14 protein-coding genes are annotated in these 13734 nt (G+C 47.3%); 9 read left to right on the top strand and 5 right to left on the bottom strand.

Annotated features, from left to right (window positions below; genetic code table 11):
- Positions 1-12 precede the first annotated feature (12 nt).
- The 4 genes from dltB to TRNA_RS43505 form a co-directional block, all read right to left on the bottom strand.
- On the bottom strand, positions 13-1170 hold the full coding sequence (gene dltB / locus TRNA_RS41575; protein ID WP_003186281.1) for a D-alanyl-lipoteichoic acid biosynthesis protein DltB: 1158 nt from the start codon (positions 1168-1170) through the stop codon (positions 13-15).
- A complete protein-coding gene (dltA, locus tag TRNA_RS41570) occupies positions 1167-2675 on the bottom strand; it encodes a D-alanine--poly(phosphoribitol) ligase subunit DltA (RefSeq protein WP_003186280.1) in 1509 nt (502 codons plus the stop codon). The genes dltB and dltA overlap by 4 nt, the downstream gene beginning before the upstream one ends.
- Before the next feature lie 14 nt (positions 2676-2689).
- Positions 2690-2839: a teichoic acid D-Ala incorporation-associated protein DltX gene (locus TRNA_RS41565; RefSeq protein WP_003186278.1), complete on the bottom strand. Its 150-nt coding sequence runs from the start codon at positions 2837-2839 to the stop codon at positions 2690-2692.
- 260 nt (positions 2840-3099) lie between these two features.
- Positions 3100-3183 (bottom strand): YjcZ family sporulation protein, encoded by an 84-nt coding sequence (locus TRNA_RS43505; RefSeq protein ID WP_016885663.1) that lies wholly within the window; start codon positions 3181-3183, stop codon positions 3100-3102.
- A gap of 217 nt (positions 3184-3400) precedes the next feature.
- Here TRNA_RS43505 and TRNA_RS41555 point away from each other — a divergent pair, with 217 nt between their 5' ends.
- The 3 genes from TRNA_RS41555 to TRNA_RS41545 all read left to right on the top strand — a co-directional run bounded on the left by TRNA_RS41555 (position 3401) and on the right by TRNA_RS41545 (position 6072).
- Positions 3401-4039, top strand: a complete 639-nt coding sequence (locus tag TRNA_RS41555; protein WP_031314764.1) for a GTP pyrophosphokinase — start codon at positions 3401-3403, stop codon at positions 4037-4039.
- A 458-nt stretch (positions 4040-4497) separates the two neighbouring features.
- Entirely contained in the window at positions 4498-4710 is a 213-nt protein-coding gene (locus TRNA_RS41550; protein WP_003186274.1) for a hypothetical protein, read from the top strand.
- Positions 4711-6072: an MFS transporter gene (locus TRNA_RS41545; protein ID WP_003186272.1), complete on the top strand. Its 1362-nt coding sequence runs from the start codon at positions 4711-4713 to the stop codon at positions 6070-6072.
- Positions 6073-6295: 223 nt separating this feature from the next.
- Here TRNA_RS41545 and TRNA_RS41540 read toward each other — a convergent pair whose 3' ends face one another.
- Positions 6296-7645 (bottom strand): M28 family peptidase, encoded by a 1350-nt coding sequence (locus tag TRNA_RS41540; protein WP_003186270.1) that lies wholly within the window; start codon positions 7643-7645, stop codon positions 6296-6298.
- 229 nt (positions 7646-7874) lie between these two features.
- Here TRNA_RS41540 and TRNA_RS41535 point away from each other — a divergent pair, with 229 nt between their 5' ends.
- The 6 genes from TRNA_RS41535 to TRNA_RS41510 all read left to right on the top strand — a co-directional run bounded on the left by TRNA_RS41535 (position 7875) and on the right by TRNA_RS41510 (position 13651).
- On the top strand, positions 7875-8633 hold the full coding sequence (locus tag TRNA_RS41535) for an IclR family transcriptional regulator (RefSeq protein ID WP_003186268.1): 759 nt from the start codon (positions 7875-7877) through the stop codon (positions 8631-8633).
- Between the two features lie 17 nt (positions 8634-8650).
- Positions 8651-9604: a sugar kinase gene (locus tag TRNA_RS41530; RefSeq protein WP_003186265.1), complete on the top strand. Its 954-nt coding sequence runs from the start codon at positions 8651-8653 to the stop codon at positions 9602-9604.
- 27 nt (positions 9605-9631) lie between these two features.
- Positions 9632-10258 (top strand): bifunctional 4-hydroxy-2-oxoglutarate aldolase/2-dehydro-3-deoxy-phosphogluconate aldolase, encoded by a 627-nt coding sequence (locus TRNA_RS41525; RefSeq protein ID WP_003186263.1) that lies wholly within the window; start codon positions 9632-9634, stop codon positions 10256-10258.
- 16 nt (positions 10259-10274) lie between these two features.
- Positions 10275-11423, top strand: a complete 1149-nt coding sequence (dgoD, locus tag TRNA_RS41520) for a galactonate dehydratase (RefSeq protein ID WP_003186261.1) — start codon at positions 10275-10277, stop codon at positions 11421-11423.
- A 61-nt stretch (positions 11424-11484) separates the two neighbouring features.
- Positions 11485-12816, top strand: a complete 1332-nt coding sequence (locus TRNA_RS41515) for an MFS transporter (protein ID WP_003186259.1) — start codon at positions 11485-11487, stop codon at positions 12814-12816.
- Between the two features lie 94 nt (positions 12817-12910).
- Positions 12911-13651, top strand: a complete 741-nt coding sequence (locus tag TRNA_RS41510; RefSeq protein WP_011198419.1) for a YwaF family protein — start codon at positions 12911-12913, stop codon at positions 13649-13651.
- Positions 13652-13734 lie beyond the last annotated feature (83 nt).

The raw sequence follows: 13734 nt of genomic DNA, 5'->3' as shown, positions 1-13734 counted from the left end.
GAAAATCTCCTTTTAGTGTATTAGTTTCCCTGAGAAAATTAAAAATCCAAAACATACAAAGTGGAAGGTCACCACAATTGAGACGGCTGTCGTCCACTTGTTGTTCGGCCACCACTTGTGCTTCTTATTCCATTTTTCAAAGAAGTTAAAGCCGACCATGAGCAGCGCGTGATACAGCCCGTAGACGATGTACTGAGGGGCAAGGCCGTGCCAGACGCCCATCAGAAGGAACAGCAGCACATATCCGATATTGGAAACAGCCATCCGGTTTGTGATCCATTTTTTCTTCGTCATCCAAAGGACAAAGCGCATGAAGACGTAGTCTCTGAACCAGAAGGAAAGCGACATATGCCAGCGGTTCCAGAAATCTTTAATATTGCGGCTGATGAACGGCTTATTAAAGTTTTCAGGGGATTTGATTCCCATGATATAGCTGACGCCGACCGCAAAAGCCGTGTATCCGGCGAAATCAAAAAACAGATAAAGGCTGTACGCATACATGTATGCCAATCCATGCGAGAAGCTGCCGGAAGTCAAAAACGGCAGTTTCATTATGACATACGTATTAATGCAGTAGCCGATAATGAATTTGTACAAAAAGCCGAGAAAAATTTTATTGATTCCTTTGTAAAGCAGTTCTTCGTATTGCTCCTTTGTCCAAACCGTCTGATCGTCTTTTTCAAAACGGCGGTACCTGTCGATCGGACCTGACGAGATGGTTGGAAAAAAGAGAATAAAGTAAAGCAGTCTGCTGATTGGGAGCTGCTTTTTAATGAGACCGTCGCGGGTTTCAATGATGAGCTGAACCCCTTTAAAAGTTAAATACGAGATTCCGAGAAATGTTGCCCAGTTGTCAACGGCGAAAAACGGCAGCAGCTTTGACAGTGCCAGAGGCAGGATAGAAGCTGCTGCAGCCAGACAAAATACGATGCCGCTGTTCGCTTTTAGACGGTAAGCGATATAGCCTTTGATCAGAACCGTCTGCCAAAGCGTAAACAGGCACAGCATGATCAGCCCGTGCAGGCTGTTCGAAAAAATAAGCGCCAGAACCAGAACGGAAACCGCCATATTATATAAGCGGAAGCTTTTTCCGTTCAGTCCGAGAATGATGGTCGGCGCCAGTAAAATTCCTAATATAATGAAGAAAAGAAATGAACCATAAGGCGTCATACGGTTACCTCTTCTTTTAATCTCTTGCGGTCGATTTTACCGTTTGCTGTCATCGGAATCTCTTTTTGATACATGAATTTTCTCGGAATCATATAGGCCGGCAGCTTGCTGCCCAAATCTTTCTTAATCGCGCTGGTTAACTGGTATTCCTTTTCGAAATCGTGTTCGGCAGGCACAATCATGGCGATCAGATACTCGATTTTCTCCTCGCGGTAGAATGGAATAACGACTGCCGACTGCACATATCGGGACTGATTGATCTGATATTCGATTTCTTCAAGCTCAATCCGGTAGCCGTGCAGTTTGATTTGGAAATCGAGTCTTCCGAGGAAGAAGAGCTGGCCGTTTTCTTTGTAACCTGCGTCACCGGTGCGGTAAGCAGGGGAGCCGTTGTAAGAGAAAAACGCTTTTTCCGTCAGCGCTTTTTCGCCTAAATAGCCTTTGCTGACGCTTGCTCCGGTAATTATGATCTCGCCTTTTTCCCCGTCTTGGACGGCTTTTCCGTCTTCATTGATGATTACGATTTCGGTTTCGGGCTTTTCAGAACCGACGGGAAGAGAAGAATACTTGTTTAATACGTCGTCTGTTACTTCGATGGAAGTGACGGCAACGGTCGCTTCGGTCGGGCCGTATGTGTTAAAAACACGAGCCTTTGGAAATCTTTCTTTAAGCTGTCTGGCGACTGACGCAGGAAGCGTTTCTCCGCAGAACATAAACAAGCTCAGCTCCGGAAGCAGCTCTTCCGAATAAGACGGATCCATCAAGCACATTTGTGCGAATGAAGGCGTCGATGTCCAGACGTTGACGTTGGACTGTTTCAGTGCTTCAAACAATAGTTTCGGCCGATTAATCATGTCTTTCGTAACCGTCCATAAGGTGCCTCCGGACTGCAGGCACGGATAAAGGTCCATTACCGATAAATCAAAGGAAAACGGGGCTTGATTTAAGAACACTTGGCCGCTTTCCACCGGAAAGTCATTCGTGATCCAATCTGTGAAGCTCTGAAGGTTATCGGCTGAGATTTGCACGCCTTTTGGATTTCCCGTGCTTCCGGATGTGTAGATAATGTAAAAAGTATCTTCCCCATGTACCCAGCGTCCGGGATCTGTCTCCGGCACCCCGTCTCCTTCAAGAACGCCCGGTTCCACTACGGAAATGAGGGCATCTCCCGTGTCAACCGAAGTGCCTGAATTATTGAGCAGAAGCTCGGCTTTTGAACTGTTGATGATTTTCAGAATCCGGTCTGCCGGAATCGATACGTCAACTGGAATGTACGGATGCCCGGCTTTTACACAAGCCAGGAAGGAAACCGCCATAACCGGTTTCATATGTCCGTAGACAATGATCGGAGAAGCATCTGTTAAAGCTTCGCTTTGAATCCTTGCGGCAAGGCGCTCAGATTGTGACCAAAGCTCTCCGTATGTCAGCTTTTCTTCTTCATTCACAAAAGCAAGGGTATCGGGTTGTGTTTGCGCGTATTTTTTAATTGTTTCAATCAGTTTCATTGTTTTCTTCTCCATTAAAAGTCATTATAAATATATGAACCTGTATTTGCTGTATGGAATCCGTAAATTAAAAACAGCAGCACCAGAATGAGAAAGTAATAGGAAGTGTTGAGCAGCCACTTCATTGTTGTTTTTTCATACAACATTCTTAGCTTATTTAACATTGATCTTTTCCTTTCCGTTATTGAATTGCCTTAACAACAGTATAAGACGAAAATGTTGTATAAAAGTTTCATTTGTGGGAGAGTTTTTATTTCCGAGCGCCGTCAGCCGTCAGCTCAGAGCCTATCCTATTATAAACATTTTTTGTTATTGTGGAAATAAATTCTTTTTAAATTACAAAAAAACAGGCTCATATGAAAAGCGGAGCGCCTTTCGATATGAACCTGCAGTTTTTCGGAAGAAGGCTTCGTGCGCGAATGAATTAATACTTTACAAAAGCGGAGCCCACAATGATCAGCAAAATAAATAATACAACAATCAAAGCGAAGCTATTAGAGTATGACATATTCTCACCTCCGAAAAGTGGTATTACAGAATATGATAGTTTTATGACTTTTGAAAGGGGTATAAATTTAAAAATGTGGAAAATGGTAAACCAGGCTATTTTTTGATCTCCGCTTTAAGTCGAAACTTTACCATGGAGGTACCCGTCTATTAACTGAAAAAACGAAACGAAATGATGTTATAAGGAGAAAAATACAATGGATATGGCGATAGATAAGATGATAGGACTGCCTGAAGCCCAGATAGAAGATTTGAGAAACCTGATGGAGGACTGGAAGAACGAACTCCTCGTCTATAAATTTGCCTTGGATCAAATGGATACGAAGTTTTCGATTATCAGCCAGGAATATAATTTAATTCACGGCCACAACCCGATTGAACATACGAAATCAAGGGTGAAAAGCTTTGAAAGCCTGATTAACAAGCTTGTGCGGAAGGGCTGCGATATTACGACAAAGGCCGCTAAGGAGCACATCAATGATATCGCCGGTCTCAGAATCGTCTGCTCGTTTTTATCCGACATTTACAATATGGTTGAAGTGCTGAAGGAACATGAAGACATCAAAATTTTAAAAATGAAGGACTACATTAAAAATCCGAAGCCGAACGGATACAGGAGTCTTCACTTAATTGTAGAAGTGCCCGTTTACTTGACCAACCGCGTCGAGCACGCCAAGGTGGAGATTCAAATCAGGACGATCGCGATGGATTTCTGGGCGAGCCTCGAGCATAAAATCTACTACAAATTGAACAATGAAGTGCCGAACCAGCTCACTGATGAGCTGAAAGAAGCGGCTGACATCGCGAACTACTTGGATGAAAAGATGCTTCATATTCGAACAAAAGCGGATCAATAAAAGGAAGCCGGGCTAAAGAAATGCCCGGCTGCTATTTTTTTCTGCCGCTTGACCCGAAGTTGTCAATGTTGATATCAACATGATATGTAATATCGGCTTCGGTGAAAATCTCATCCCATTTCCCTTCCGCTTTTTCGATACCCGAATTTCAAGACGTCCGCCCGGTATTTGCCCTGCAGTTTGCCGAGCGCGCTCTTAATCCACACTTTCACTTGATCTCCGGCAAGACGCTCGACTTCTTTCCGCTTTTTGTTTTGGAAATCATGGCCCGGCGATGGCGTTCTTCTTTTGTCAGCGTACTGATAAGTTTTTTTGAACTTTTCACTATGCCAGCTCCGTCAAATGCGTTTTTCAACTAACAGAAAAGAGGAAGAACGCTCCTCTGTATCAAAGGTTATGACTGTCATGAATCGAAAAAGGAAAACAAGAAAATGATAAGAGCACGAGGAGGTCTAAATATGAAATCGGATATTGAAAAACGTGCGGAATGCGGTTTGCAAAACGGAACGGAAGCAATGATGAACCGGGAGTCGCAACGGCTTGATGCTGCTTTATACGGGGCCGTCCTCAATGCTTTCGGCTGTGATGATAGGAGCCGTCTGATGAGCGGGGAAGCGGGGGCGGGCGGTAAAGCGGGCGGAGCTGGCGAAAGGCTGCTGTACCCTAAGTAAATGGCCGGATTGAAAAAGAAACGGGCCCTGTTTTTAACAGCCGTTGCATCAGGGACGATGCTGAATCCGCTCAACTCTTCAATGATTTCTTTGGCGCTGCACAGCATCCAGCATGAGTTTCACCTTTCATTTGCAACCGTATCGTGGCTGATTTCATCTTTTTATCTAGCCAGTGCGGTCGCACAGCCTGTCACAGGAAAAATTGGCGATTTAATCGGCCGGAAAAAGATGTTTTTGTCAGGGCTTGTTCTCGTTGCCGTATCGGCAATCGGCGCTCCTCTCGCACCGGCTTTTTCCGTCTTGTTGATCATGCGTTTGTTTCAATCGATTGGGAGCGGCGCCATTTACCCTTCGGGAGTGGGCCTGATCAGAAGCCACATTCATGAGAAGCAGGCGTCTGCACTCAGTGTGCTGTCCATTTTTTCTTCGGCAATGACCGCCTTTGGACCGACCGTGGGGGGATTTTTAATCGTACTCGGGGGATGGCCCGCCATCTTCCTCGTGAACTTTCCATTTATTTTGTTCAGCTTTTTGCTGGGGATGTACATGTTCCCGAAAGATGAGAAAAAAGCCGGCTTAAATGTCCGCGCCGTGATCAAGCGGCTTGATCTCACCGGAATTCTTCTGTTTGCGGGCGGAATCGTTCTCCTGCTGGCATTTCTGCTCTCATTGAGCACGGGCGAGCCCCGTTTTGCCGAGGGGATGTTCGGACTCGTCTTGCTTTTGATGTTTGTTTGGTGGGAGCTGAGAGTGAACAGTCCGTTTATTGATATCAGGCTGTTGATCGCACGCAGGACGTTAACTTCGGTCTATGCTCAATTTATTATGCTGAACATCTTTAACTACTGTTTGTTTTTTGGACTTCCGAGTTATTTTCAGGATGAAATGCACCTTTCCGTTCAAACGAGCGGTCTTTTGATGCTGTTCATGTCCGGGACGAGCGTATTGATCTCGCCTTTCGTCGGGAAATGGATTGACCGTTCAGGAGAAACGCAGCCCGTGTTAATTGGTTCTTGCTTAATGGCAGCGGGCGCTATCCTGCTCACATTGTTTTTTGTCGATGCACCGATGTTGTGGAAAGGCATCATCCTCTCTTTGCTCGGGGTCAGCTACGGCCTCGGCAATGTCGCCCTGCAGGCTGCCATGTTTACGGCAAGTCCGCCGGACATCGTCGGGACGACTTCGGGGCTTTTTCAAACATGCCGCTATCTTGGCTCGATCTTTTCGTCCGTCATTCTGGGTCTGTTGTTTGGAGAAGAAATAACCGCGGGGCATTTTCAGGATCTGGGGATGGTCATGATTGCGGTTGCCATCGGCAGCATTTTGATGAGCTTCAGATTTATCAAGCTGATGAAGGATTGAAAAATGGAGCGCGAGATGCGGCTCCATTTTTTTGCTTTCTTTTGGAGATTGGAAAAGCAAAGAGACAAAAATTAACAAATTGATATTGGTTGCTTATTGATTGTTTGATAATAAAGATAACGAATAGCTGAAAAGGTGATGATACGGAAGCGGTGGGGAGGAAAGGCGCTTTGGGTCTATGAAAAGAAGGAGGAGCAGATTTTCAATCTGCTCCTTTTTAAAATTACTGGGCAACTGAGCTGTAAGACGGTTTTCTGTTTTCCTTCTTGGTGAAGTTATACACAGCTGTTCCCGCGATTTGACCGGCTGTTTTCAGCCTGTCTTTGCTGATATGTTCAATCGTGTCGTAAGGGGTGTGGTACCAAGGCTCCAAAGCGCCTGTTCCCGGCTCTCTCCAAATAAAGTTGGCCGAGTCGATGCCGGCTTCATGGAATGGGACATGGTCGGATGATCCGCCTTGATGTAAAAATAATACGTCTTTTCCAAGGCTTAAAGAAGCGGCTTTACTTAGCTGCCAGACGAGGTTTGCCGAACCGTCGGGCGTATTGATGTACAGCTGTGAAGCATTCTCCCAGCTTGTCGCCACCATATCTAAGTTAAAGTTGGCAACGCTCCGTTTGACTTCCTGATTTGACAATGTGCTGACATAATGGCGCGAACCGAGGAGTCCGATTTCTTCGGCTCCGAATGTAATAAAGCGAATTTCTTTGTCGGCTGGCACTGTCTTCAAAATTCGGGCCAGTTCAAGGACGACTGAAGTGCCGGAGGCATTGTCATTGGCTCCCGGTGCATATGGAACGCTGTCATAATGCGAAGTCACATAAACGATGTCAGGATTTTTGACACCTTTTGCTTTGCGGACGCCGATTACGTTTTGCGAGGTTTGATTTTTATGAGCTTTCAGCTTCAGGATCGCTTCTTGTTCAGAAAGCAGCTTTTCCCCGTCTTCCTTTTTGACGCCGACAACTGGAATATCGACTTTATTACCGCTTAGATTCGGAGTCAGAGGGACGAGGCTGTCGACGTTATTATAAATGATAACTCCGCTTGCGCCTGCGTCAGCAGCGTTTTTGGCCTTTTCATAGAATGTCAGCTCTCCTCTCAAAATGACGGCGATTTTTCCTTTCGCTTCTTCTGTGAAGTCGCCGGGCAAGCCGAGGCCGGCATCATAGAGAGGAGCGGCCAAGCCTTCTGCTGCAGTCGGGGCGGAACCGGCGGCAGGCCGCGCAGGCACGTTATTTCCCTGAACGGTAAGCGTTCCTTCCAGCCGGTCAGGTATGCTGAACTTTTGTGTGCTTACTTTCAGATTTGACTTTTTCATCTGTGAGGCGATAAAAGCGGCGCTCTTTTTTTCTTCTGCCGTGCCTGTCACACGCGGCCCGATCGTTTCGCTTAAATGGTAAATCGTTTGATAGGCGCGGTTCTCGTTGAATTTTTTGCTGAATTTTTCGATATCTTTTGCGATGGCTGTTTCCTGAGGGGCCGCTTGAGCTGCATTCCCCGTTCCATCGGCGACCACGCCGCCTGCAATGATCGATAGCGCCAATCCGAACATCATCATTTTTCTCTTCATACATAAACCCCCTTGATGGTCTTGTTTTCCTGAGAAGAGATATTCGCAGCAGAACGGGTGAATCCTGCATGCTTCAGATAAATGATTCGATAGACTGGTAATTTGAAGTTTAATAAAAAAATTTTTTTGTTTGATAGGATGGTTGACGTGAGCCTTCTTTCTGTTTAGAATACGTCCGAATTATCAGGATCCTGATTTTGAATCACATATGTGAATTTTGGAGGGTGTCATGTCAGTAAAATCCGCGGTACGTGTTGTACGTATATTTGAATTGCTGTCAAATCATCCGGATGGATTAACCGTAAAGGAAATCAGCAAAGAACTTTCGCTGCCTCAGAGCAGTACATTCAATTTGGCCGCTACACTTTTGGATGAAGGTTACCTTCAGCAGGATGCTGTCAAGCGTTACAGGCTGGGGGCAAAATTGATTCAAGTTGGAACCGCTGCCATGGAGTCGATAGACATTTCATCGCAGGGCGTTCCTTTTTTAAAACAGCTGATGGACGGCGTTCAGGAAACGGTGTTTATGGCCGTTCTATCCGATGATCAGCTCGTCTACATCGCAAAAATCGATAACAACAGGTCAATCAGAACAACCGCACAGCCCGGCTCGCGCAAACCGCTTTATTGCACCGGGCTTGGCAAGGCATTTTTGGCATTCATGCCGGAGGACAAAAGGGAAGGGCTGCTCGACCGCATGGAGTTTATCCGGTTTACCGGGCATACCATCACTGCCAGAGAAGAGCTGGAAAAGCAGCTGCAGACATTTTTGGAACAGGGATATGCCGTTGACAATGAAGAAAATGAAGAAGGTTTGTTTTGTCTGGCGGCGCCTGTCTATGGTCCGGATGGCGTGATGAAGGCGGCGATCAGCACCGCCGGGCCAAAGGAGCGCATGCTCGCAAGAAAGGCCGTTATCGTTGAGCAGCTGCTTCACACAGCCGGAAAAATTACAGAAAGCATTGGCGGATATAGAAAGCCGCTTTAGCAAAGGAGAGAGTTCTGATGGATGTTATTAGCATAGGAGAGACAATGGCGCTGTTCACTCCGAATGAAGACGGCCCTCTCAGATACGCAAGAAACTATCAGGTGAGAATAGCGGGCGCAGAAACCAACACGCTGATCGGGCTTTCGAAGCTCGGGAAAAAAGCCGGCTGGATTACACGGCTTGGAAAAGACGAGTTCGGGGCGATGATTCTTTCTTCTGTCAGAGGAGAAGGAGTCGATGTGAGCCAGGTGAAGCTCGATGACGCGGCGCCGACCGGTTTGTTTTTTAAAGAAAGGAAAAGCGCGGCCAAAGTCAATGTCTTCTATTACAGGACGCTTTCAGCGGCGAGTTTTTTAAAGAAATGCGATATTGATGAGCAATACATTGAGAAAGCGGGGCTTTTATACATTACGGGAATTACCCCGGCTTTAAGTGAAAGCGCTTCAGATGCGGTGTTTTATGCAGTGGAGCTCGCCAAAAAGCACAATAAATGCGTTGTATTTGATCCGAACTTTCGAAAAAAGCTCTGGGACGGAGAGCGGGCGCGGCAGACCATGTTTGAACTTATCAAACGGTCTGATATCGTGCTTCCGGGGTTGAGCGAAGGGCGTTTTTTGTTCGGCACCGCTGATGAGAAAAAAATTGCGGAAGCCATCCGCGGGCTGGGGGCTGAAACTGCGATCATCAAGCTTGGTTCAAAAGGCGCCTATTATGCCGGCGGGAACGAAAGCGGCTATGCGGAAGGCTATCAGATTCAGGCAGCAGCGGATCCCGTGGGTGCCGGAGACGGCTTTGCGGCCGGCGTATTATCGGGTTTGATTGATCAAATTCCGCTTTCAGAAGCTGTCAAACGGGGCTGTGCCGTCGGCGCCATGGTAGCGGCGGTAAACGGTGATATTGAAGGGCTGCCTGACCGCGAATCACTGTTTGCGTTTATGGAACAATCTGATGAAGAAGATGTCAGCCGATAAAAAAACCGTAGAGAAAGGGTGGCAGAAATGATGGTATTGTCACACATCGAAGAACAAAAACTGATTGCGATCATCCGCGGATACAATCCGGAGGAGGCAGTGAGCATTGCCGGCGCCTTAAAAGCGGGCGGCATCAGGCTTGTGGAGATTACGCTTAATTCCCCTCAAGCGATCAAAGCGATTGAAGCGGTTTCAGAGCATTTTGGGGACGAAATGCTTGTCGGAGCGGGAACCGTACTTGATCCCGAATCTGCGAGAGCGGCGCTTTTAGCCGGCGCGCGGTTTATCCTGTCTCCGACCGTCAATGAAGAGACGATCAAGCTGACAAAACGGTATGGAGCGGTCAGCATTCCAGGCGCTTTTACCCCGACTGAAATATTGACGGCGTATGAAAGCGGGGGAGACATCATCAAGGTATTTCCCGGAACAATGGGGCCTGGCTATATCAAGGATATCCACGGACCGCTTCCGCATATTCCGCTGCTTCCGACTGGAGGAGTCGGATTGGAAAACCTTCACGAGTTTCTGCAGGCCGGTGCGGTCGGAGCGGGAATCGGCGGTTCGCTTGTTCGGGCTAATAAAGATGTTAATGACGCGTTTTTAGAAGAGCTGTCCAAAAAAGCAAAGCAATTTGTTGAAGCAGCAAAACAGTAAAAAGGGGAGATCAGAGATGAAAATAACAGGATTCGAGTGTTTCCTAATTCCGCCGCGCTGGCTTTTCTTAAAAATCGAAACGGATGAAGGCATTACAGGATGGGGAGAGCCGGTAATCGAGGGAAAGGCCGCGACAGTTAAGGCGGCTGTGGGCGAGTTAATGGAATATTTGATCGGCAAAGACCCGATGAACATCGAAGACCATTGGAATGTCATGTACAGAGGCGGGTTTTATCGGGGCGGGCCCATTCTGATGAGCGCGATTGCAGGCATCGATCAAGCGCTTTGGGACATTAAGGGCAAGTTTTACAACGCTCCCGTGCATCAGCTGCTCGGAGGGAAGAACAGGGAATCGATCAAGGTCTATTCATGGATTGGCGGAGACAGGCCTCAAGACGTCGGCCTCGCTGCCAAACAGGTGGTTGATAAAGGCTTTACAGCCGTCAAAATGAACGGCACGGAAGAGCTGCAATACATCGATTCACATGAAAAAATCGATCAGGTGATTGAAAGAATATCAGCAGTCAGAGAAGCGGTCGGCCCGTACATCGGAATCGGCATTGACTTTCACGGCAGGGTGCACAAGCCGATGGCGAAGATCTTGGCAAAGGAGCTTGAACCGTTTCGGCCGATGTTTATAGAAGAGCCTGTTCTGCCGGAAAACAACGAGGCGCTCCGCGATATCGCCAGCCTCGTCTCAATTCCGATTGCGACTGGAGAACGGATGTTTTCAAAGTGGCAGTTTAAAAACCTGCTGACTGACGGCTATGTCGATATCATTCAGCCTGACTTGTCACACGCCGGCGGAATTACCGAATGCAAAAAGATCCTGTCGATGGCGGAAGCATTTGATGTCGCCGCCGCCCCTCATTGTCCGCTGGGCCCGATCGCTCTGGCGGCATGCCTTCAGGTTGATGCAACGTGCCACAATGCATTTATACAGGAACAAAGCTTAGGGATCCATTACAACAAAGGGACGGATTTGCTTGATTATATAGTAGATCAAAAGGTGTTTTTCTATGAGGACGGCTATGTCCGGATTCCGGATGGACCTGGCCTTGGGGTGGACATCAATGAAGATCACGTCCGTAAAATGGCTGATATCGGGCACAACTGGCGCAATCCGGTATGGCGGCACAAGGACGGAAGCATAGCTGAATGGTAAAAATGATACCGTTTTCAAAAGGTGTCCGTCATCACAAACAAATAAAAGGAGAGGGCCTGTCATGAAACAAACAACTTTAAAAGAGAAGCCGACAAAGGTTAGAGTGCGGGTACTGCTGTTTATTTTTGTATGTGTCGTGATCAATTATATGGATCGAAGCAATATCTCTGTTGCAGCTTCTGCAATCGGGGACGATTTAAACTTGTCTGCCGTTCAATTGGGCTTGATTTTTTCAGCTTTCGGCTGGGCTTACTGCGCACTGCAAATACCGGGCGGCGGGCTTGTCGACCGGTTTGGCCCGAGGCTTGTCTACGGCTTTACCTTGGTTACATGGTCGCTCGCAACATTGCTTCAGGGGTTTGTCCGCGGCTTCGGTTCGCTATTCGGCTTGCGTCTTGCGACCGGAGCGTTTGAAGCGCCGGCTTTTCCGACCAATAACCGGGTGGTGACTTCATGGTTCCCTGAACAGGAAAGAGCTTCAGCCATTGCATTTTATACGTCGGGGCAATTTGCCGGCCTTGCATTTTTGACGCCGGCGCTCAGCGCCATCCAGCATGTCGTCGGCTGGCGCGGCCTTTTTATTGTAACAGGGGTGATCGGCATCATCTGGGGCCTGATCTGGTATATCTTTTATCGTGATCCTGATCGTCATCCAAAGGTAAACAAGGCTGAACTTGACCATATTGAAAAAGGCGGGGGTATCGTCCGCCGCGGCCGGACTTCCGAGAAAGAGAAATTGGCATTTACTTGGAAGCATTTTAAACAAGTGACCGCTCATCGCAAGCTGTGGGGCATATATATCGGACAGTTCGCCGTTAATTCGACTTTATGGTTTTTTCTGACGTGGTTTCCGACATACCTTGTAAAATATAGAGGCCTTGATTTTCTCCAATCCGGTTTTCTCGCCTCGCTTCCATTTCTTGCGGCATTTACCGGTGTTCTGTTGTCCGGCTTCCTGTCCGACTTTTTGATCAAAAGAGGCGTATCGGCCGGGGTTGCCCGCAAAACACCGATTATTACCGGATTGTTCCTGTCTATTTCAATTATCGGTGCCAATTATGTCGATCAGACATCTCTGATCATTTTGTTTATGACGCTCGCCTTTTTTGGAAACGGTTTGGCCTCCATTACATGGGTGCTTGTATCGTCTTTAGCGCCTAAGCATTTGATCGGGCTGACCGGCGGAGTATTTAATTTTGTCGGCAGCCTCGCCTCCGTTATCGTTCCGATTGTCATCGGCTTTCTCGCCAACGGCGGAAGCTTTGCGCCCGCCCTCGTCTTTATCGGAGCCCTCGCCCTTGCGGGAGCGCTTTCCTACATCTTTCTTGTCGGAAAGGTTGAACGGATTCAGGTCAATGATAACGCAGAGGAAAACGATTCTATTTCTATGTGACACCCGGCTGCCGGATATTCGGCGGCCTTTTTGAATAATAGATCATGGTTTGTCACAAAATAACGTTCAAATATTTTGATGACAGGTGCTCAGGATGAAAACATACTTTCAAAAAGATTATCAGCTCGGCTCGTTTCAGCTATTTTCAGCATCCCATATTGTGACTTTGCTAGTGATTGCGGCGCTTGGTGTTTGTCTGTTCGTCTTCAGGAAGACGCTCCAAAAGCCGGAATGGAACCGGTTAATTCGTTATGTCTTTGTGGCGGTTCTCATTATTTCGGAAATCGGCTACCACTCCTGGTTCGTTTATGTGAACTCATGGACGCCGCGCTATTGTTTGCCGCTCCACCTCAGCGACCTTTCGGTTTACCTTGTCATCATCCTGTTATTGACGAAAAACCTCAACTTGTTTAAATTTCTTTATTTTGCCGGTTTGGGAAGCGCGCTGCAGGCGATTCTGACGCCTGACTTGGGAAGGTACGGCTTTCCTCATTTCCGCTTTTTTGAATTTTTCATTTCCCACGGGATCGTCGTTCTCGCCTGCCTCCTGATGATTGCAGCCGAAAGGTATAAGCCGACGGTTCGCTCTCTCTGGGTCACGTTTCTTCTTGTCAATGTTTATGGCGCTCTCATTTTTTTGATCAACCGTTTGCTGAACTCGAACTATATGTACATGATGAAGAAGCCCGGCGGCGGAGCATCGCTGTTAGATGTGCTCGGGCCATGGCCGTGGTATCTTTTATCAGCTGAAGCGGTCACGATCGTCTTCTTCTATCTTCTCTATTTGCCGTTTTGGATCGCCGGGAAGGTGAGAGAAAAAAAGGATCATGCATGATTCTTTTCCATGGCTGATATTAGCGATTAACCTTTTCTAAAAAATAAACGTCCGTATGAAGCAAAAAAGCAGATCTCGTAAAA

The sequence above is a fragment of the Bacillus licheniformis DSM 13 = ATCC 14580 genome (assembly GCF_000011645.1).
In the GTDB taxonomy this organism is placed as follows: domain Bacteria; phylum Bacillota; class Bacilli; order Bacillales; family Bacillaceae; genus Bacillus; species Bacillus licheniformis.
The sequence above is the reverse complement of the archived record's forward strand: the minus strand, read 5'-3'. Positions and strand labels throughout refer to the sequence as shown.

Coding starts and splice junctions, on each gene's coding strand:
- TRNA_RS41555 (WP_031314764.1), top strand. CDS start 3,401: ATGATAGGACTGCCTGAAGCCCAGATAGAAGATTTGAGAAACCTGATG.
- TRNA_RS41530 (WP_003186265.1), top strand. CDS start 8,651: ATGGATGTTATTAGCATAGGAGAGACAATGGCGCTGTTCACTCCGAAT.
- TRNA_RS41525 (WP_003186263.1), top strand. CDS start 9,632: ATGATGGTATTGTCACACATCGAAGAACAAAAACTGATTGCGATCATC.
- dgoD (WP_003186261.1), top strand. CDS start 10,275: ATGAAAATAACAGGATTCGAGTGTTTCCTAATTCCGCCGCGCTGGCTT.
- TRNA_RS41510 (WP_011198419.1), top strand. CDS start 12,911: ATGAAAACATACTTTCAAAAAGATTATCAGCTCGGCTCGTTTCAGCTA.
- TRNA_RS41550 (WP_003186274.1), top strand. CDS start 4,498: ATGAAATCGGATATTGAAAAACGTGCGGAATGCGGTTTGCAAAACGGA.
- dltA (WP_003186280.1), bottom strand. CDS start 2,675: ATGAAACTGATTGAAACAATTAAAAAATACGCGCAAACACAACCCGAT.
- TRNA_RS41545 (WP_003186272.1), top strand. CDS start 4,711: ATGGCCGGATTGAAAAAGAAACGGGCCCTGTTTTTAACAGCCGTTGCA.
- TRNA_RS41535 (WP_003186268.1), top strand. CDS start 7,875: ATGTCAGTAAAATCCGCGGTACGTGTTGTACGTATATTTGAATTGCTG.
- TRNA_RS41515 (WP_003186259.1), top strand. CDS start 11,485: ATGAAACAAACAACTTTAAAAGAGAAGCCGACAAAGGTTAGAGTGCGG.
- TRNA_RS43505 (WP_016885663.1), bottom strand. CDS start 3,183: ATGTCATACTCTAATAGCTTCGCTTTGATTGTTGTATTATTTATTTTG.
- TRNA_RS41565 (WP_003186278.1), bottom strand. CDS start 2,839: ATGTTAAATAAGCTAAGAATGTTGTATGAAAAAACAACAATGAAGTGG.
- dltB (WP_003186281.1), bottom strand. CDS start 1,170: ATGACGCCTTATGGTTCATTTCTTTTCTTCATTATATTAGGAATTTTA.
- TRNA_RS41540 (WP_003186270.1), bottom strand. CDS start 7,645: ATGAAGAGAAAAATGATGATGTTCGGATTGGCGCTATCGATCATTGCA.